This window comes from Agromyces hippuratus, from assembly GCF_013410355.1.
GTDB lineage: Bacteria > Actinomycetota > Actinomycetes > Actinomycetales > Microbacteriaceae > Agromyces > Agromyces hippuratus.
On record NZ_JACCFI010000001.1, the window covers coordinates 1,413,372 to 1,434,095 of the forward strand.

9 protein-coding genes are annotated in these 20,724 nt (G+C 68.6%); 5 read left to right on the plus strand and 4 right to left on the minus strand.

Annotated features, from left to right (window positions below; all coding sequences use genetic code 11):
- Nucleotides 1-210: 210 nt before the first annotated feature.
- The 3 genes from BJY17_RS06670 to BJY17_RS06680 form a co-directional block, all read right to left on the minus strand.
- Nucleotides 211-7,221, minus strand: coding sequence for a prealbumin-like fold domain-containing protein (locus BJY17_RS06670; RefSeq protein ID WP_179550670.1), 7,011 nt, complete (start codon nt 7,219-7,221; stop codon nt 211-213).
- 446 nt (nt 7,222-7,667) lie between these two features.
- Nucleotides 7,668-11,966, minus strand: coding sequence for a DUF7927 domain-containing protein (locus tag BJY17_RS06675; protein WP_179550671.1), 4,299 nt, complete (start codon nt 11,964-11,966; stop codon nt 7,668-7,670).
- A 328-nt stretch (nt 11,967-12,294) separates the two neighbouring features.
- On the minus strand, nt 12,295-14,334 hold the full coding sequence (locus tag BJY17_RS06680) for a DUF7927 domain-containing protein (protein WP_179550672.1): 2,040 nt from the start codon (nt 14,332-14,334) through the stop codon (nt 12,295-12,297).
- A gap of 198 nt (nt 14,335-14,532) precedes the next feature.
- Between BJY17_RS06680 and BJY17_RS06685 the strand changes: the two genes are divergently transcribed.
- Genes BJY17_RS06685 through BJY17_RS06705 form a run of 5 tightly spaced genes read left to right on the plus strand, consistent with a single transcriptional unit; the run spans nt 14,533 to nt 19,036 of the window.
- Nucleotides 14,533-15,795, plus strand: a complete 1,263-nt coding sequence (locus tag BJY17_RS06685; RefSeq protein ID WP_179550673.1) for a YihY/virulence factor BrkB family protein — start codon at nt 14,533-14,535, stop codon at nt 15,793-15,795.
- Between the two features lie 21 nt (nt 15,796-15,816).
- On the plus strand, nt 15,817-16,656 hold the full coding sequence (locus BJY17_RS06690; protein WP_179550674.1) for an exodeoxyribonuclease III: 840 nt from the start codon (nt 15,817-15,819) through the stop codon (nt 16,654-16,656).
- Nucleotides 16,657-16,695: 39 nt separating this feature from the next.
- A complete protein-coding gene (gene trpS, locus BJY17_RS06695) occupies nt 16,696-17,709 on the plus strand; it encodes a tryptophan--tRNA ligase (protein WP_179550675.1) in 1,014 nt (337 codons plus the stop codon).
- Nucleotides 17,710-17,723: 14 nt separating this feature from the next.
- Entirely contained in the window at nt 17,724-18,287 is a 564-nt protein-coding gene (locus BJY17_RS06700; RefSeq protein ID WP_179550676.1) for a GNAT family N-acetyltransferase, read from the plus strand.
- The gene (locus BJY17_RS06705; protein WP_322789768.1) at nt 18,284-19,036 is read left to right on the plus strand and encodes an HAD family hydrolase; all 753 of its coding nucleotides are present in this window, start codon (nt 18,284-18,286) and stop codon (nt 19,034-19,036) included. Before BJY17_RS06700 ends, BJY17_RS06705 begins: the two co-directional genes overlap by 4 nt.
- Nucleotides 19,037-19,206: 170 nt before the next feature.
- Here the strand turns inward: BJY17_RS06705 and glpK are convergent, their stop codons facing one another.
- Complete coding sequence (glpK, locus tag BJY17_RS06710; protein WP_179550677.1) at nt 19,207-20,721, minus strand: glycerol kinase GlpK; 1,515 nt, start codon at nt 20,719-20,721, stop codon at nt 19,207-19,209.
- Between the last annotated feature and the right edge of the window lie 3 nt (nt 20,722-20,724).

Consider the following 20,724-nt stretch of genomic DNA (forward strand, 5'->3'; position numbering starts at 1 on the left):
GAAAATGGGGGACACGAAAGGGCGCGTCTGACACCAGTCCGGGGGACACGGACATGCAGAAATGGCGAATTCATCAGGAAGTTCGCATCCCATGTCACCCGAAAGCGGGGTACGCGAGATTTGCTCATGCGCCTCGAATGGGGGACACGCAGAGAAGCGGACCAGGTCTGGGACCCGGTCCGCTTCTCGTGTGCGGTGTGCGGTGCGGCGCTACACCTCCGCACCGGCCCGACGTCGCCGCACCACGTACGTGCCGCCGACGAAGACGCCGCCGAGCAGCAACAGCAGCGCACCGACCCAGATGTACGGTTCACCGGCGAATCCGGTCACCGCCATCGGCTGCGGCACTCGAACAGTGACGGTCGAATCGTCGCAGAGCACCACTGGTGTCTCCTCGGCCGGTGCATCCGCATCCTGCCAGCAGACCTCGCCGGTGTTGTCGATGCTCGAGACCTTCGTGCCGGAGTCCAGGTGCACGCCGAGCACGACGGGCGGTGCCGCCGGCACGTTCGGACCCAGCACGCCGACCAGGTCGCAGTGCAGGGTTCCGCCGTAGCCCGCCGAGTCCTCTCCGGTCACCTCGCAGTTCTCCCAACGGGGGAACGCCGGAGCCGCATCGGTCGTGATCGAGTCGACCCGCAGGTTCGCGGGGATCTCGTCGAAGAGCTCCACCGGGTCGGCTGCGCCGATTCCCGTCGACGTGACCTGCAGCGAATAGCTGAAGTCCGCGCCCGGGTTCGCCTGGCTGACGCTCGCCGTCTTCACGATGTCGAGCGCCGGTTCGCGTTCGATCGCACATGCCGGGGTCGCCTGCGGGTAGACCGCGAGCACCGACTGCGACGGGTTGATCGAGAACGTGATCGTCGACGGGTTCACCTCGTCGTGCCAGGGCGCGTCGGGCAGGGTCGGGTCGAACACGAGATCGAGGAACCGCTCGAGCGGCGGGTCGGCCGTGAGGTCGGCCTCGGTGATCGGGCGCCAGCCCGGCCACATGATCGGGATGCCGTTCTCGTCGAGCTCGGCACCCGGCCACAGGAGCCGGCCACTGCGGTCATCCCACGGAATCTCGAACTCCTCGGTGAGCGTGCCGTCGCCTGACGTCCAGGTGACGGTGATCACGTCGGGCTCGACGTTCTCGGAGACCGCGATGTCGTAGTACAGGTACGGCACGTCGTTCACGCAGCGCACGTACGCAGCGGGATCGATGGCCTTCTTCGGCACGTCGACGTCGTCGCAGTTGTTCCCGGCGATGAGGTCGGCGAGCGTACCGGACGACCGGTCGGCCTCGGGATCGGGCTGGCTGATCGCGACACATGCCTGGTTCGGAATGTCATCGAGATCGATCACCGGCGTCGGCGGGGCAGGCTCGCCGGGCGTCGCGACGTCGGGTACGCCGACCGGGTCGGGCACGGGCAGCTTCACCGGAATCGTGATGGTCACCACGAAGCCCGGCGCGAAGGGCCCGTCGCCGTGGGCGGCGAAGGCGTTGTCGGTGTCGCCCGATGTCTGCTCCCAGCCGGTTGCCGGGTCACCCTGCTGGTCGGCGAAGGTCGCAGGACCGGTCACCTCGAGCTCGGGGTCGACCAGGTCGGTGACGTCGAGCGCGGGAACATCGATGCTGCCGTGGTTCGTGACGGTGAGCACGTAGTCGAACGTGTCGCCGCCCTCCACCGCGGTCTCGCCCTCATCGAGCTGGTACTCCTTCTCGATGCCGACATCGACCAGTTCGGCCTTGTTCACGAGCGAGCACGAGGTGAGCTCGCCCAGGTTCACGGTTGCCGTGGTGGTCTCGTCTCCGTCGCACCGCCAGCCCTGTGCGAAGAAGTAGGCGAGCAGCGGGTGATCCTCCACCTCGAGCGAAGCCGCCTCATCGAGGAGGTAGTCGCCCGTGGGCACCGTGAACACCGTGCCGGCTCCGCCGACCGCCGCGACCGTCCGAGTGTCTCCGCTCCCGCTGAGGTTCCAGTCGTTCGCGGTCAGCATCGTGATGTCGCCGAAGCCGAGGTCGTCGATGTCGATGCCGGCGAACGCCGAGACGTCGACGGTCTTCAGCAGGGTGATCCGACCGACCGGGATGGTCGCGCAGTCGGAGACCTCTTCGGTGATGGTGCCGTTGAGCAATGACGCCTCGTTGAAGAAGCCGTGGCCGCTGGTCGTGGCCAGGCACGTGACGTCGTCGATGTCGGTGATGTCGGTGACATCGGCGACCACGACGATCGTGTACGTGTGCACAGCGGACTTCGCGATCGGTGCGTCATCCGCGAGCGTCGTCTCGGTGTCGCCGTTCCAGTCGCCGACGTCGACCCCGGGGCCGGTGTCGGGCGCATCGGTCGTGGCGTCAGCCGAGACGATCTCGACGCCCTCGGGGAACCCGAGGTCGTCTTCGAGGTCGTAGTACTGGTCATGCAGGTCGCTCTGGTTCGTGACCGTGACCTCGTACGTGACCGTCCAGTTGCGGTCATCGCCGAGCACCGGCGAGCCGATGAGCTCCTTCGTGACCGTAGTGCGCCCGGGCTCGTCGCAGTCGCTGGCCGGCTGCGGGTCTCCCTCGCCGACGGTGAGGAACGCGGTGTTGCGGAAGCCTCCCGCTTCCGTGTCACCCTCCTGGCAGAGCTGCTGCGAGGTCTCGTACACCTCGGCTCCGGCGGTCGCGTTGATCGTGATCGTGTAGGTCGCGGTATCGGATGCCGCCAGCGAGGCGTCATCGGCGAGCACGTAGTTGGGCGGCGCCGTGGGATCCCACGTTGCAGCCTCTTCACTCGGGCCTTCCGCCGAACCCTCGTTGATCACGATGCCGACCCCGAAGTACGGCTGGTCATCCAGGTCGTAGATGAGCGGGGCGATGGGGCTCTGGTTCGTCACCTCGACCTCGTACACGAGATCCCAGGTGCCGTCCGTGGCCTGTTCGATCGAGACGAGCTCCTTCGTGATGAGACCGGTCGGCGCTACCACGTCGTTCGTCACGTCGCACGTGAGCGATGCCCCGGGTGTCGCCACGAACTGGTTCCCGACGGTCTGCGGGTCGCTGTCTTCGCAGACGACCTCACCGCCGGACCAGCCCTCGGGGAGCTCGCCTTCCTCGACGGTGTAGACAGTGCCGATCTCGAGGTTCGTCCAGGTGACGGAATCCGTCTCGTCGCCCGTGCCGGACACGGTCTGCTCGTCGTCGGGGAGCACCCCGTCGGCCGGGGAGATCGTGAGCGGGAAGGACCACTCGAACCCGTCGGGGACGCCGGTCACGTGCTTCGTCACGGTGACGTCGCCCGGCTCGGCGGTGTTCGTGATCGTGCAGCTCAGCGAGAGCCCCGGTGTCACGAGGAACTGGAAGCCGTCGAGCTCGTCGTCGGCGTCCTCGAGGTTGCCGCCGTTGCAGGTGAAGTCACCCTCCACCCAGCCGTCCTGCGGCGTCTCCGTGAGGGTGTACGTCTCCCCCACGACGAGGTCGGTCCAGGTGACGCTCGAGTCCTCGTCGGTGACGTGCTGCTGCACGTCCTGGTCGCCGACCTGCGGCGAGATCTCGATGACGAAGTCGAAGTCGTACCCGGCGGGCACATCGTCGACGATCTTGCGAACCGTCACGTCACCGGTATCGGGGGTGTTCACGTAGGTGCAGGTGACCACTTCTCCTGCGAGCAGCTCGATCGTCGCCATGCCGTCGTCGTACTCGACGCCGTCCGAACCGACGCACTCGAGGCTCTGCAGCTGCCAGTTCGTCTCGCCGAGTTCTTCGATCGAGTAGGTTCCGGGCTCGAGCAGGTCCGACTCCCACGGGTCGGCGGACCCGGTGAGCGCGAAGCTCGTGGTGCCGGCCTCTTCCGTGTACTCGAAGTCGAACGACTGGTTGCTGTCGAACGTCACGTTCTTGTCGACGATGATCTTGCCGAGTTGGGTGTTCGAGTAGGTGCAGGTGATCGTCTCACCCGGGTCGAGGTCGATGGAGCCGATGAGGCCCTGGACGCTCGAACCGTTGTCCGCACCGCCCGGGCGGCTCTCGACGCAGGCCTGGAGCTCTCCGACGTGGGAGCTCGTGAGCACCTCGGTCACGGTGTAGCTGCCCGCGACGACGTTCGAGTACTCCACCTGCCCCGTGCCGTTCTCGGTCTCGATCTCGAAGTCGGAGGTACCGGGCCAGTTCCCCGTGAAGTCGAAGGTGCCGTCGGCTCCGTCGATGTTCTTCACGATGATGATCTTGCCCTTGGCGGTGTTCGTGATGGTGCACTCGAACACGTCGCCCGGCTCGACGGTGAAGCCCGACTCGTCGATGCCCTCTGCGGTGTCATCGCCGGCGTGCGTCACCTCGCAGACGAGGGCGCCGACCACCCAGTCATCTCCGGGAGCCTTCTCGGCGATCGAGTATTCCGTGCCGGGCACGAGGTCCGCGAAGGTCGTGGCGCCGGTTCCGCCGCCGACGTCGGTCACGACGGTCTGCTCGACCGTGTCACCGCTGGGGTCGATCGGCGTGAGCACGAACGTGAAGGAGCCTCCGGCACCCACCGACGTCTTCGTGACCTTCGCCGATGCGGGGACCGCCTCGTTGCGCACCGTGCATTCGAGCTCGAACCCGGGCGTCACGAGGAACTGATCGCCGTCCTTCTGCGGGTTCGAGTCGGGGCCGCAGTCCACGACGCCGCCGGTCCAGCCGTCTGGGAGTTCTTCGGTGATGGTGTACTCCGTGCCGACGTCGAGGTTCGTCCACGTGACGGTGTCGGTCGTATTGCCGGTTCCGCTGACCGCCTGGGTCGCGCTCGGCAGCACGCCGGTCGACGGGTCGATCGTGAGGTCGAACGACCACTCCGTGTCGTCCGAGACTCCGGAGACCGTCTTCTCGACGCTCACCTCGCCGGGCTCGGCGTCGTTGGTCACCTCGCAGACGAGCGCGAGGCCGGGGGTCACGGTGAACTGGAAGCCCGCGGCATTCGGGTCCTTGTCGGTGATGCCGGTGCAGGTGATGTCGCCTTCATCCCAACCCTCGAGGTTTCCCTCGGTGAGCGTGTACGTGACGCCCACGTCGAGGTCGGTCCACCCGACCTTCGGCACGACGTTGGTCGCGTCGCGGGTGCCCGGCTGGCCCGGGACCTCGGGGCTGATCGAGATGGGGAACGACCACGCGTAGTCGTCAGGTACGCCGGTGACCTTCTTCTCGACGGTCACGCCGCCCTTCGTCGCGGTGTTGAGCACGGTGCACTCGACGGTCTCTCCCGGCGAGAGCGTGATCGCGATCGGCGAGTCCGTCGTCGGATTCTCGCCCGTGCAGGTCATGCTCGTGACATCCCAGCCGGCCTTCGCGAGCTCGGCCAGGGCGTACGCGCCGGGAACGATGTTGTTGAAGGCCTTCGACCCGCCGTCCTGCAACGAGAAGCCGGTCTGACCGGTCAGCGTGAAGTCGAACGACTCTGCCGACCCGTCGGGGTTCGTCTGCTTCGTGACGACGATGTTGCCGCGCTGCGTGTTCGTGTAGGTGCACGTCACGAGCTCGCCCGGCTGCACGTTGATCACGGACTTGCCGTTGGCGACGGTCGCGACCGAGTCGCCGGTGACGTCTTCGACGCACGAGAGGTTCGTGAGGTCGTAGAGCGGAGCCGGCGAGGTCTCGGTCACCGTGTACGCGCCGGGGGCGACGCTGCTGAAGAGCTTCTCGCCCGTGCCGCCCACCGTCGTGAGATCGAAGTCCGACAGGCCGGTGCCGGTCGTCGTGAACTCGAACGTGCCGTTGGCGCCGGCGACGTTCTTGATGATCTTGATCTGGCCGTCCTGGCGGTTGGTGTAGGTGCACTCGAGCACCTGACCGGCGACCGTCGTGACCGTCGCCGTGCCGTTCGGCAGGCTCGTGACCTCGCCGTCACCGGTGCACTCGATGCCCGTCAGCTTCCATGCCGGAAGTCCGGGCTCGGGCAGTTCGGTGATCGTCACTGGCGTGCCCGGCGTGTAGTAGAAGACCTGCGAGCTCGAGTTGCCGGCGACCTGCACGTTGCCCTGCTGGCCGGTCACGGTGTAGTCGAACGTCGCCGCATCGCCCTGCGCGACCTTGGTGATCTTGACTCCGGAGGTGACGTTCGTGATCGTGCAGGTGGTCGTGGCCCCGACGTAGAGCTTGAACGAGCCGTTCGTCGTGGTCTCGGTCTGCTGGGTCGTCGGGTTCACCACCGTGCAGGAGTATCCCTGCAGCGCCCACGGTGCCGGTGGCGCGCTCTCGGAGATCTGGTAGTCGTTGCCCGCGAAGACGTTGCTCCACGTGTGGGTGTCGTCGAGGCCGATGGTGGAGCCGAGTCCGTTGTTGCCTCCCACGGTGTCGGTCGTGCCACCGGGACTCACGGCGAGCGTGCCGTCATGCACCTGGCCCGCGCCCGTGCGCGTGACGGCGTAGTTGAATGCGGCGTCGGGAGCACCGGCCGGGCTGCCGGCCTTCTTCACCACGAGGCCGCCGCAGTTGGATACCGAGAGGGGCGACGGATCGCGCACGATGTCCTCGGTCGATGCCTGCTGGTTGTTGCCGGTACGGGTGATGAAGCCGTCGACGGTGAAGGTGCGGCAGGTTCCGGTGCCGAGCACGCCCGCGGCGGTCAGGTCGACCGCGAGTTCACCGAACGTGGCGTCGTTGCCCGTCGAGGGCGTGTCGGTGTTCTTGCCGACCTGCGCCTGCCACGGGAAGGAGGCGCCGATGGGCTCCCAGCTGTTGCCGTCCCAGTCGAGGATGCGAACGTTCGTCGTCGGGCCGCTCGACTGGTAGTCGAACTCGACGAGGTAGTCGTCGTCGAAGGTGCTCGGGTCGGGCCCGGCCAGAACCTGGTAGGTGGTCATGTCGCCGAGACCCTGCAGGCGTGTCCAGTACTGGTAGAGGATGTAGTGCGGCACTCCGCCGACGTCGACGATCTCGTATGCGCTGGCCGTGGAGCAGCCGTCGCCCTTCGCATTCGGCTCGGGGCTGGCGTTCGGCGTCCAGGGATTGTCGTCGATCTTGTCGCCGCCCGCGAAGACGGTGTTGTCGACGCCGCCCGTGCAGTCCGCCGCGCTCGCGCCGCTGTCGTAGGCGAACGAGGCGTCGATGATGCCTGAGGACTGGTGACCGGAGGCCGTGATGTACGGCGCCGTGGTGGGCGTGCCGTCGAGCACCGTGTCCCAATCGACCCCCGTGCTCGCCGGCTTGTTCCCGTCGATCTCGAACGAGGTCGTGATCGGCCCGAGCGTCGCGGCCCGGGCCGACTCGGCCGGCGCGACCGCCATCACGACGGCACCTCCCGATGCGACGAGCGCCGTCGCCACCACGAAGGACAGCAGCCTCCGCCTGGCTCGACTCGCCTGCAGTCGGAGGGACCGTGCGCCGAGGCGCTCGGTCGCCGAGGTAATGGAACGGGTACGCAGACGTCGCTGGGCGCTCATCATCAGCCTTCGGGTTGCGGACGCGATGTCACCACCGCTTCCGGCTGTGTTCCGACCCGGGCGACCGGGCCACGGAGAACGCGGGTACGAACTCCAAGAATCCACGGGTAAGGAGGACTCGTTCGCCAGTCTCGCACCGCGCCGGTTCGCGAGGAACCCTCGCGATGACACCAAAACAGGGGGTGAAACGGGAATTCGGGGTACAGATCGGGCCGTGCTCAGCAGCGAGACGGCACGCGGATGTCGCGGCTCACGCGAGCCGCGACATCCGCGTGCCTGATCTCGTGCGCCTACACTCCCCCGGTGCGGCGCCTCCTGATCACGACGTATGCGACCGCCATGCCGCCCACCAGGAGCATGCCCGCGGCGATCCAGATGAACGGCGCCCCCGCGAAGCCGGTGCTCGCGATGGCCGCGCCGGGCTGCGGCACGTGCACGGTGACCGAGGAGTCGTCGCAGAGGATCTGCTCGGCGGGGTCGAGCGGGATCGCTCCGTCGGCCGCCGGAGCCGTCTGGTCGTCGGGCAGGTCGTTCCAGCAGATCTCACCGGTGTTGACGATGCTCGACGACGTCGACTTCGGATTCAGCGTGACCGACAGCACCACGTCGGGTGCATCCGGCCTCGTGCCGCCGATCTGACCGTTCAGGATGCAGTGCAGGGTGCCGCCGTAGCCGGCGGAATCCTCGCCCGTCACCTCGCAGTCGTCCCAGCGCGGGAACGCGGGGGCGGGCGGCGTGGTGATCGAGTTCACCTTCAGGTCGGCCGGAATCTCATCGAAGAGCTCCATGGCCTTCGTCGCCCCGAGGCCCGGGTTGGTGATCGACAGGGTGTAGTCGAACGTTCCACCGGGCATCACCGAGGTGACACTCGAGGTCTTCTCGATCAGCGGCCCGGCCTCACGGGTCACCGCACAGGCGGGTGTCGCCTGCGGGTAGACCGCGAGCACCGACTGGCTCGGGTTGATCTCGAACGTGATCGTCATCGGGTGGTCCTGGTCGGCGAACGCGTAGCTCGGCAGCGACGAGTCCTTCACCATGTTCTCCCACGAGTCCACGATGGTGCCCTCGCCGACGACGTCGCCGGGTTCGGCCAGGCGCCATCCTGGCCAGGCGATCGAGATGCCCTCGTCGTTCACCTCGCCGTACGGCCACAGCACGCGGCCGTTGCGCTCCTCCCACGGGATGATCGTCACGACCGGCACCGCGTCGGGGTAGAACGCCGGGTCGGGCGTCCACGTGACGGTGATGTCGGAGGGGGTGACGGGACCGGCCGTCATGACGTTGTGGTACAGCCACGGCACATCGTTGATGCACTGCACGTACGCGTTCGCCTGCATGGCCTTGGTCGGCACCGTGGTGTCGTCGCAGTCGTTGTCGGGGTTCAGGTCGTTGGTGGGCAACGACGGGACGTCGACCACGGCGAGCGCGGCGGTCACGTCGTCGTCCGGCGACTCCGGCACGACGATCTCGACGCACGCCTCGTTCATCACGGGCTCGGCCGGGATCGGCTCGGGCGGCACCTCGGGGTTCTCGGGCAGCGGCACGACCGGCTCGCCGAGGAACCTGACCTGGAACCGGAACTCGGTCACCGAGTCGGCGGCGTAGACGCCGTCGTACACCGCGGTGAACTGGTTACCCGTGAACGACGCATCCCAGTTGGGATCGGCCGGGGTGATCTCGATCGCGCTGAGCACCTCGAGCGTGTCGGGCAGGGTGTCGGTCACCATGGCACCGGGAACGTCGGGTCCGTGGTTCGTCACCGTGAGGGTGAACCAGAAGTCCGAGTCCGCCGGGTCGCCGTCGGGATCGAAGTCGTCGATCGCCTCGACGCCCTCGCTCAGCTCGTAGTCCTTCACGATGCCGAGGTCGGCCGGGTTCGCGGTGTTCTCGATGCTGCAGGTGACGTCGCCGCCTGCCGGCACGTAGACCTCGAACTCGGGGTCGACCTCCAGCTTCTCGACCTCCGGATCCTCGTCGTCGCACACCCACTCGCCGGGCACATAGGTGCCGTCGACGATGAGCGGGTTGTCGGAGTCGGGGTTCGGCTGCTCACTCAGGTCGTACCAGCCCTCGGGAACGAGGTAGGTCCTGCCCGGGTCGGACATGCCGGGGTCCTCGACGGTCACCGGCCCCTCGGCCTTCAGCAGCCAGTCGCTCGGCAGCGCGAGCGGGAGGTCGGGATCGATGACCTCGTTGATGTCCTCGATCGCCTGGTTGTCGACCTCCTTGATGAGCGTCAGGCGCCCGGGGGCGTCGCAGTCCTCGTCCTCGCGGACGCCGGTGCCGATCGTGACGATGCCGGTGTTCGAGAATCCGCCGCCCTCTTCGCCGTCGCACCCGTATTCGGGCAAGCCATCGTCGTCGATCGTCGCGGTGATCCGCACGTACCAGCTGTCGGTGACGCCGACGGCGAGCGGATGGTCCTCGCCGAGCAGGTACTCGCCGACCGGAGCGAACGGGCCGGTGAGCGGATGCCCCGGGAGGGTCCGGTCCTCGCCGGGCTCCCAGTACTCGATCGCCGAGATCGTCATGCCGTCACCGAACTCCGTCGCATCCGACAGCGTGTACTCGGTGTCGACGTCGCCGGTGTTCTCGACGTCGAGCGTGTAGCCGATGCTCCACTCGCCGGTCACGACATCGAGGGTCGTCTCGTCGACGTTCTTGTCGATCGTCACGTCTGGCGTCGGGTTCTCGGTGACGCAGTCGTCGACGAGCACCGCCTGCGCTGCGGCGAGCGTGACGATGTCGGGGCATCGACCGTTGTCACTCGGGGTGACGACGTTCCTCAGCTCCCGGTCGAACGCGTCGTCGTGCACCTCGACGTCGAACGAGATGCTCGTCTCCGCTCCCGGCGCGAGGGTCGGGATCGACCACGTCAGTTCGTCGCCGGCCAGGCTGAGCGGCGGCGCGACGACGGTCAGCAGGTCGGCGTCGTCGAGCACGTCGCCGAGGTCGTCGACGAGGGTGGCGCCGGTCACCGGCACGAACCCGTCGTTCTTCGCGTGCAGCGTGTACGTGACGACCTGACCGGGCTCGACGGTGCTGCCGTCGGCCGGGGAGACCGTCTTCCAGGCGAGCCATCGCGGCGCGAAGGTGTTCAGCACCCAGCAGTGGGTCGTCGACTCCTTCGCGACGCTGGCCGTGAACGTTCGGGCGGCCGGGTCGAACGGCACGGCGACCGCGTCGTTCATGTCGGGTGTCGTTCCGCACTTGGCACCCGTCAGCAGACTCCCGTTGTTCGGCGTCTCGGTGAAGGTGACCTGGCGGGCGGGCGGGTCGGGCACGACCTCGAAGCCCGTCACCGCGAAGGGATCGGTCTGGCTGGACGCTTCGGTCGTGTCGGAGGTCGGGGCGACATCGGAGGTCGCCGTCGAGAACTCCCAGCCAACGCCGCCGGGCGTGCCCGGGAAGGCCACGCCGACCTGCTTGTGGATGATCACGTTGCCCGCGCAGAGCGCCTTCGCGACGAGCTGCAGGTCTTCGGCGAGGCTCGCGTAGTTGTCGGACGTCATGTAGTCGGCCGTCGAGATGTTCGAGCCGGTGAACAGTTCGGTGCCCGAGATCGCCTCGATCGGGCCGACGGAGACGTTCGGGCCGACCGCCACGACGAAGACGTGCGAGGGGTTCGCCTTGATCGAGTTGGCCTCGAGGATCGCGGGGTTCACCGCCTCGGGCGAGCCGTCGGGGAACTCACCGCCCTCGTCGGGGTCGACCGTGTTCGGGTTGCCGTCGGTGATCACGATGGTCAGTTCGACGGGCTGTTCGCTGAACCCGCCGAACGAGTCGTGGCCGACTTCGAGTCCGCGCTTCCAGTTCGTCCAGCCTTCAGAGGCGAGGCCGCCGTAGGAGCCCTGGATCGTCGCGAGGTTGGCACTCGTGAGCGCCATGGCAGGCTGCAGGAGCGCGGCATCCTGGTCGAACGAGGTCACGGAGACCTCGGAACCGGTGTCCTTCAGCGCGTCGGTGAATGCGTCGGCGGCGTCCTTCAAGTCCGCGATGCCGTCGTCGCCGATCGATCCCGACTTGTCGAGCACGAGCGCGAAGTCGAGCCCGCAACTGTTCGGGAGATCGGGGTTGGTGGCCGGCGCCGGGTCGGCGGCGGCGGCGAAGCTGCGAAGGCCCGCCTGCTGCTCCGCGAGACACGCGTCACGCGCGCTGCGGTCGTCGTTGCCGATCGGGATCGCCATGCAGTCGACGGGCGCGGGCGCCTCGGCCTGCTGCGCGGCGGCATCGTCGGCCGGCGGCGCGTCCTCGGCCGGAGGCGCTGCCTCCTCGGCGGGCGGCGCTTCCTCCTCGGCCGGCGGCGCCGGCTCCTCGACCGGAGGGTCGACCGCTTCAGCCGGTGGCGTCTCCTCTGCGGGCGGATCCTCCGCCTCCGCCTCCACGGGCTGCTCCTCCGAGGTCGGGGCGGCCTCGTCAGCGGCGGCGGGCGGCGGCGCGAGCTCGTCGGCGGCGGCGAGCGTCGGGCCTCCGAAGAGGATCAGCGCACCGACGGTGACCGCGGCGAGCAGTGCTCGGATCGGAGACGACGGCGGCGACGTCGATTCGTCGGAACGGGCGGCGGATCGGTTGCGCAGTGTGCGATGCATGACGAACTCCACGTTCGGGGTGCTGGTAGGCCGGCTCGGGCGGATCTCGGGTCAGCGGCACCAGTCTGCTCGCACGTCTCCGCACTATTCAAGGATTTCTCATGTCTTGGTGTCCCCCAGAACGTGGGGTACGCCAGTCAACCTCTTCGAGGGCGATCACCCCGTCGATGCCAGGTAATCAGCGGCGAACAGCCGTGATTCGGGGCAGGTCGAAGACCGTGCAACCGCCGCCGCAGCTCAGGCCGTGTACCCCGAACAGACGGATGCCGCGACTCTCGCGAGTCGCGGCATCCGCTGCAGTCCGACCTCGGCGAGGTCGACGACGGCCTCAGGCGAGGAGCCGCCGCCGGGCACCGAATCCGAGTGCCGCGCCGCCGGCCAGCAGGAGCAGCGCACCTGCGGGCAGCATGGCGAGGGCGTCACTGCCCGACTCGGCGAGCGCGGTCGGAGTCTTGCCCGCCGGCGTGCTGCCGGGCGGGTTCTGCGGCGGTGCCGCGTTGCAGTTCGGCGTCGGCGGCGGGTAGACCGCGATCGCGTCGTTCGACGGGTTGATGCGGATCTCGACCACGGCCTCGCTGCGGAGTTCGTAGAACGGCGCGCTCGGGTCGAGCACCCAGGTGCCGTCGGGCTGCAGCGTCCATCCGGGCCAGTCGGTCGGGTTGCCCTCGGCGTCGACCTCGGCGCCGGGCCAGAGCTGCTGACCCGAGATGGTGTCGCCGCTCACCCACCCTGCCGGGTACGGGATCGCGTCGACCTGGGAGGCGCCGTCCGCCAAGAGGGCGGCGACGTCGTCGGCGGCGATCGACGGGTCACGGTCGGCGAATGCCGCCGGGGTCCACCAGATCAGCGAGATCGGGTTGTCGCCGGTGTCCTCGACGCCGTACGGGGTGATCGCGTACATGAACCACGGGGTGTCGTTCACGCACTGCGCCATGCCGTCCAGGCCGATCGACTTCACGGGGTGGTCGACGACGCACGAGCCGTTGTCGTCCTCGACGGTCGGGCACTCGCCGCCCTCGGACGGCTCGACCACGTTGTGCAGCAGCTCGCCGACGACGTCCTCACCGACCAGCACGGTGTACCAGGTCTGGGCGGACTCGCCGGGTTCGAGCGTCGGCACGGACCAGGTGAGCGTGTTCCCGTCCTGGACGAGGCCCGGACCGAGCTCGAGAAGGGTCGCGTTGTCGAGCACGTCGGTGATGTCGTCGAACGCCTCCGCACCCTCGACCGCCACCTCGGAGGTGTTCGCCGCGTCGAGGAAGTACGTGATCACGTCGCCCGCCTCGACCACGTCACCATCGGCCGGGTCGGAGCTCTTCACGAGCTCCCATCCGGGCTCCGGCGGGGGCGGGCAGATACCCAGCTCGACGGTGGCGGTGCGGTCCGTCGACGGATCGGCTCCGACGCGGTGCAGCACGACGTCATAGGTTCCCGGCGGCAGCGGCTCGAAGTCGCCCTCGAACGCTCCGGTCGCGGCCTCGAAGCTCAGCTCGGCGACGACCTCGTCGGTGCCGGCCACGTAGACCGTCAGCTCGTAGTCGAAGCTGATCACGACGTCGGAGGCGATGACGTGGAGAATGCGTGTCGCGGTTCCATCCGGCGGGCACGGCACCACCGAGAGCTGCATCGCAGGCTGCGGGATGGCGCAGTCGTTGTCCAAGAGATCGATGAGGTCGACGTTGAGCCCGTCGAAGTGCCCGGGATCGCCGTCCTTGTCGAAGTAGTCGAACTCAGGGATGATGTCGCGGTGGTCCTGGTGCTCGGCGTGGGCATGCCCATCCGAGAACGGGTCCGAAGGGTCACCGGTCGGGTCGATGATCGACCGCACACTCGGGCTGATGAACACGTACGGGTTCGATTCGCTCGAGGTCGCGTGGCAGATGTCGACGTGGTCGTTCCATTCGGGGATCGTCACCGGCGGACCACCCGCGTCGGCCGCGACGAGGCGAGCCTCGGCGGGCGCCTCCGCCGCAGGCTCGCCGGTCTCCGCCGGCACGGCCTCGGACTCGGGTGCCGCGGGGGCCGGCTCGGCCACGGGTGCCGGCTCGGGCTCGGTGACGGGTTCGACCGCAGGCGCGGGCTCGGCCGGCTCCGCTTCGGGGGCGGGTTCGGCCGCAGGAGCGGGCTCGGCCGGCTCCGCAGCGGGTTCGCTCTCAGGAGCGGCGACCGATGCCTCGGCGACGGGCGCCGGTGCGACGGCGTCGTCTGCCGTCGCCATGGCGGGCACGCCGAGGAGCACGAGCCCGGTGACGGCGATCGCCGAGATGCCGATCCGCAGGCCCCTTCCCGTTCCGGGCGGCTCGGCGGCATGCATCGATCGACGGGCTGCGCGAGCGTGCTCGCGCGCGGGAGCGCGGTTCGGGAACATGGCGGACTCCAGACTTGACTGCGGTAGCGCTGTCTCGGGTAATTGGGTCAGCGGATTCAGTCTCCGCTCACCATTCAGCAAACACAAGGATTCCTCATGAAATGTCCCCCGAACGGGTGCGTCACGTCCGCCCCTGCATCGATCGCCGCCGGCGCCGCCTCCGCCGTTCCCGCCTGCCGCCGTCGCTAGGGTTGGAGCGTGAGCGAGCGCGGGTCGAGTACCCCACACCACCAGGAGGAGACGTTCGACGAACGCGCCGGTCGAGATCCGCTCGGGCTCGACGATCACTCCCCGTCGGCGAGGGAACGCTTCGACGCGATGAGCCAGCCGATCCGGGACCGCTTCGAGCAACCGATCAGCAAGGTCAGCACCCTCACGCAGCAGACGCTCGCCCTCTTCCCGGTGCGCGTCTGGCGGCACTTCCTCGACCGCAACGGCTTCATCCTCTCCTCCGGCATGAGCTACCAGGCGCTCTTCGCGATCTTCGCCGCCGTCTACGTCGCCTTCGCGGTCTTCGGCATCTGGCTCACGAGCAATGACGCGACCCTCACGGCCTTCGTGGCCCTGCTCAACACGTATGCGCCGGGCCTGATCGGCGACGAGGGCATCATCCCGACGGAGGAGCTCACGCAGATCGCGTCGTCCAGCACGAGCCTCTTCGGCTGGACCGGCGCCGTGGCGCTGGCGGGGTTCATCTGGACGGCGATCGGATGGATCACCTACTCGCGCATGGCGGTGCGCAGCATCTTCGGCCTGCCGAAGGACCGTCGCGCCTACGTCTTCCTCAAGGCGCGCGATTTCGTCGCCGGGTTCGGCTTCGGCGCGATCCTCCTGCTCGCGACCGTGCTCTCCGTCGCGACCACCTCGTTCCTCGGCTGGCTCGTGCAATTCCTGGGGCTCTCTGACGACTCCGGCTGGTACGGCTTCCTCGTGCAGGGCGGGTCGCTCCTCGTCGTCTTCGTGATCGACACCCTCGCCCTCGCCGTGATGTTCCGCTTCCTGTCGGGAGCCGCGATGCCGTGGCACCGCATGTGGGTCGGCTCCCTGCTCGGCTCCGCCGCGATCTCGGTGCTGCAGGTGATCGGCGGCGCCCTGCTCTCGCGTTCCAGCACGAACCCGCTGCTCGCGACCTTCACCGTGTTCATCGGTCTGCTGCTGTGGTTCCGGCTCACGAGCATCGTCATCCTCGTCGCCGCGAGCTGGATCGCCGTCGAGGCATCCGATGCCCATGAGACGCTCCGCATGGTGACCCCCGAACAGCTCGCCGCCGAGGCGCGCGAGCGGGAGCAGCGCGCGCTCGTGACCGCCGCGCAGGTGCGGGTGCGCGAGGCGAGGCGCGAGCTCGACACCGCGAGCTGGTTCGGCCGGATTCCCGCCAAGCGGCGCCTCGCCAAGGCCGAACTGGAACTGACCGACCTCGAGGCCGCGCTGGCGCCGACCGCACGGCGAGGCCACGTCTGAGGGCTCCCGTAGGATCGATCCATGCCCTCTGCGAAGCCCCTCCGTCTGGCCAGCGTCAACGTCAACGGAGTGCGCGCGGCATTCCGCAAGGGCATGGGTGAGTGGCTCGCAGCGCGCGACGTCGACATCCTCGCCATGCAAGAGGTGCGCGCCTCCACCGAAGACCTGCAGGGCCTCCTCGGCGACGAGTGGGACATCCTGCACGACCCCGCCACCGCCAAGGGTCGCGCGGGAGTCGCGATCGCGAGCCGCAACCGCGCGAGCATCCACCGCGTCGAGCTCGGCGCGGCCGACTTCGACAGCGCCGGCCGCTGGCTCGAGGCCGACTACGAGGTCGGCGACCGCATCGTCACCGTCGTCTCGGCGTACGTGCACTCCGGCGTGGTCGACACCCCGAAGCAGGTCGAGAAGTACAAGTTCCTCGACGCCATGGTCGAGCGGATGCCGCGGCTCGCCGAGCACTCCGAGCTCGCCGTGATCGTGGGCGACCTGAACGTCGGCCACCGCACGCTCGACATCAAGAACTGGAAGGGCAACGTGAAGCGCGCCGGCTTCCTGCCCGAGGAACGCGCCTACTTCGACCGATTCGTCGGCGCGGAGGGCGATGACGACTACAACGCGGGCGCCGGGCTCGGCTGGATCGACCTCGGCCGCCGCTTCGCCGGCGAGGTCGACGGGCCCTACACGTGGTGGTCGCAGCGCGGCAAGGCGTTCGACACCGACACCGGCTGGCGCATCGACTACCAGCTCACTACCCCCGCGCTCGCCGACGCCGCGGTCGCCTACGCCATCGATCGCGCCGACTCCTGGGACACGCGATGGTCCGACCACGCTCCCGTGGTCGTCGACTACGCCATCTGACCTGCCGCTCCGCGGCCGCACACTTCGAAGGAACTCCCCATGACGCAGAAGCCCCGCCTCTACTCGGGCATGCAGCCCTCCGCAGACTCGCTCCACGCCGGCAACTACATCGGCGCGCTCCTGCAGTGGAAGGAGCTGCAGTCGACGCACGACGCCTTCTTCTCGGTCGTCGACATGCACGCCATCACCGTGGCGCAAGACCCCGCCGAGCTCCGCGAGAAGACCCGCCGCACGGCAGCGCAGTACATCGCGGCCGGCATCGACCCGTCGAACTCGACGCTGTACGTGCAGTCGCACGTGCCGGCGCACGCCGAGCTCGCGTGGGTGCTCAACACGATCACAGGTTTCGGCGAGGCCGGGCGCATGACGCAGTTCAAGGACAAGTCGCAGAAGCAGGGCGCCGACGCCACGAGCGTCGGCCTCTTCGCCTATCCCGTGCTCATGGCGGCCGACATCCTGCTCTACCAGACCGAGATCGTGCCGGTCGGCGACGACCAGAAGCAGCACGTCGAACTCACGCGCGATCTCGCCGCGAGGTTCAACGCCCGCTTCGGCGCCGACACCTTCGTGCTGCCCGAGCCGGTCATCCAGCGCGAGACCGCCCGCATCTACGACCTGCAGAACCCGACGTCGAAGATGTCGAAGTCGGGCGACACGCCGGCCGGCATCCTGTGGCTGCTCGACGAGCCCTCGGTCACCGCGAAGAAGATCATGCGCGCCGTGACCGACACCGACGGCGAGGTGCGCTTCGACCGCGAGCACAAGCCGGGCGTCTCGAACCTGCTCACGATCTTCTCCGTGCTGTCAGGCCGCACCATCGCCGACATCGAACAGGAGTTCGCGGGCCGCGGCTACGGGGACTTCAAGAAGGCGCTCGCCGAGGTCGTCGTGAGCGTGTTCGAGCCGATCCGTGCACGAACGCTCGAACTGCTCGACGACCCGGCCGAGCTCGACCGCCTGCTCGCCATCAACGCCGACCGGGCGAGCACGGTCGCCGAGGCCACCCTCGCGACGGTCTACGACCGCATCGGCTTCCTCCGGCGCGCGCGCTGACCATGCAGCCCGTCGTGCTCCGCACCGAACGGCTCGTGCTCGACCTCCCCGTCGAGGCCGACACCGAACTCGTGGCGCGGTACTGTGCCGACCCGCTGTTCCTCAAGTACCTCACGACGCCCTGGCCCTACACCGTCGACCACGCACGAGCATTCCTCACGGAGTATGTACCGGTCGCGTGGCGCTCCGGCGACGAGTTGACCTGGGCGATCCGACGCGCCGACGACGCGCCGCTGCTCGGCGTCGTCGGACTCCGTCGGGGCAACGAGATCGGGTTCTGGCTCGGTGCCGAGCACCGGGGCGACGCGCTCATGGCCGAAGCCGTGAGCGCGGTGTGCGAGTGGACGCTGGGCGGCGGCGTCCCCGGTGCCGAGTCGGTGCTCTGGCGTGCGAACGAAGGCAACCTGGCGTCCGCACATGTCGCGCGCGCCGCGGGATTCCGGCGAACCACCCCGCGCATCGCCACGGTGCCGGGCCGCGATGGGCGCATACTGGCCGCGTGGCACGCCGAGCGCCGCGCCGAGGTCGAATCCGACGCGTTCGCGAGTTGGGAGCCGATCCTCGGGGGTGCGGTGTGACCGCGTCTCCTCGCTCCGACTCCCCGGCTCCGGTCATCCTGTTCGACCTCGACGACACCCTCATGGCGCATCGCGCCGCAGTGCGCGCCGGCATCGCCCTGCACATGCGTGAGCTGGCATACGAGGGCGACGTCGCCGCGGCATCCGGCCTCTGGCACGACCTCGAAGAAGAGCACTACCACTCCTATCTCGCGGGCCGGCTGACCTTCGAGGGGCAGCGCAGAGCGCGCGCCCGCGACTTCGCGATCGCGCACGGCGACGAGCTCGACGAGCTCGCGGCCGGCGCTTGGTTCGACCGCTACTTCGAGCGGTACCGCGAGTCTTGGTCGCTGCACGACGACGCGCTGCCCGCGCTCGACGCACTCGTGCAGGTGCTGCCCGATGCGAGGTTCGGCATCATCACCAACGGCGAACTCGACTTCCAGCTCGCCAAGCTCGAGCGACTCGGCATCCGCGATCGCTTCGAGCACGTCATCGCCTCGGGCGACGTCGGCGTCACGAAGCCCGATGCCGAGATCTTCCGCATCGCCCTCGAGCGCTTCGCCACCGACGTCCCCGTGCATGCAGCGGCCTACATCGGCGACCGTCTCGAGACCGACGCGATCGGTGCGGCAGACGCCGGCCTCATCGGCGTCTGGCTGAACCGGAACGGCGGTTCGCAGATGCCGAGCACCGAGGCATCCGCCGTGCTCGAGATCACCTCGCTCGCCGAGCTGCCCGCCCTGCTCACGTCGCGCCTCGCCGGCTGACCGGTCCCGACTCCTGCATGGCAGCGGGTCCGATGGGAACGAGAAAGGGCCGGGCGCACCCCCATGCGCCCGGCCCTGCACGTCAACCGTACCTTCGGCCCGGTCGATCAGCTCGTCATCACGTCGCCGTGTGTCTGCGCGCTCCCGGCTCGCAGACGCACGGCCGACGATCAGACGACGTCTTCGTCGACCCAGTCGAGGGTCTTCGAGACGGCCTTCTTCCAGTTGCGGTCGAGGCGCGCGCGCTCGGCCTCGTCCATCGACGGGGTCCAGCGCTTGTCCTCCTGCCAGTTCGCCCGCAGCTCGTCGAGGCTCGACCAGAAGCCCACTGCGAGGCCGGCCGCGTAGGCCGCGCCGAGCGCCGTGGTCTCAGCGACCACCGGGCGCACGACGGGCACGCCGAGGATGTCGGCCTGGAACTGCAGCAGCGTGTCGTTCGCGGTGGCGCCGCCATCGACGCGGAGCTCGGTGAGGTCCACCCCGGCGTCGGCGTTCACGGCCTCGATGACGTCGCGCGTCTGGAACGCGATGGCCTCGAGCGCGGCGCGGGCGATGTGGCCCTTGTTCACGTAGCGGGTGAGGCCGACGAGCGCGCCGCGGGCGTCGGGGCGCCAGTACGGCGCGAACAGGCCCGAGAACGCGGGCACGAAGTACGCGCCGCCGTTGTCCTCGACGGACTTCGCGAGTTCTTCGACCTCGGCGGCCGAGGAGATCAGGCCGAGATTGTCGCGGAGCCACTGGATGAGCGAACCCGTGACCGCGATCGATCCCTCGAGCGCATAGTGCACGGGCTGGTCGCCGAGCTTGAAGCCGACGGTCGTGAGCAGGCCGTTCTTCGAGTGGACGATCTCCTCGCCCGTGTTGAAGATCAGGAAGTTGCCCGTGCCGTACGTGTTCTTCGCCTCGCCGGTCTCGAACGCGGCCTGGCCGAACGTCGCGGCCTGCTGATCGCCGAGGATGCCCGAGATGGGCGTCTCGCGAAGCAGCGAGTGCTCGTTCGCCATGCCGTAGACCTCGGACGAGCTCTTGATCTCGGGCAGCATCGACTTCGGCACCCCGAAGGCGGCGAGGATCTCGTCGTCCCAGGCGAGGGTCTCGAGGTCCATGAACATCGTGCGCGAGGCGTTCGTGACGTCGGTCGCGTGCACGCCGCCGTCGACGCCGCCGGTGAGGTTCCAGAGCACCCAGGTGTCGGTCGTGCCGAACAGCAGGTCGCCGGCCTCGGCCTTCTCACGCGCGCCGGGCACGTTCTCGAGGATCCAGACGATCTTCGTGCCCGAGAAGTACGTCGCCAGCGGCAGGCCGACCTTCTCCTTGAACCGCTCCACGCCGCCGTCGGCCGCGAGACGGTCGACGATCGGTTGCGTGCGCGTGTCCTGCCACACGATCGCGTTGTACACCGGCTCACCGGTGTTCTTGTCCCACACGACCGCGGTCTCGCGCTGGTTCGTGATGCCCACCGCGGCGATGTCGTGACGAGTGAGGTTGACCTTGCCGAGGGCCTGGCCGATCACCTCGCCCGTGTTGCGCCAGATCTCGGCCGGGTCGTGCTCGACCCAGCCCGCCTTGGGGAAGATCTGCTCGTGCTCGAGCTGCCCGGTCGAGACGATCGAACCGGTCTTGTCGAAGATGATCGCGCGCGACGAGGTCGTGCCCTGGTCGATCGCGAGGATGTAGTCGGCCATCTG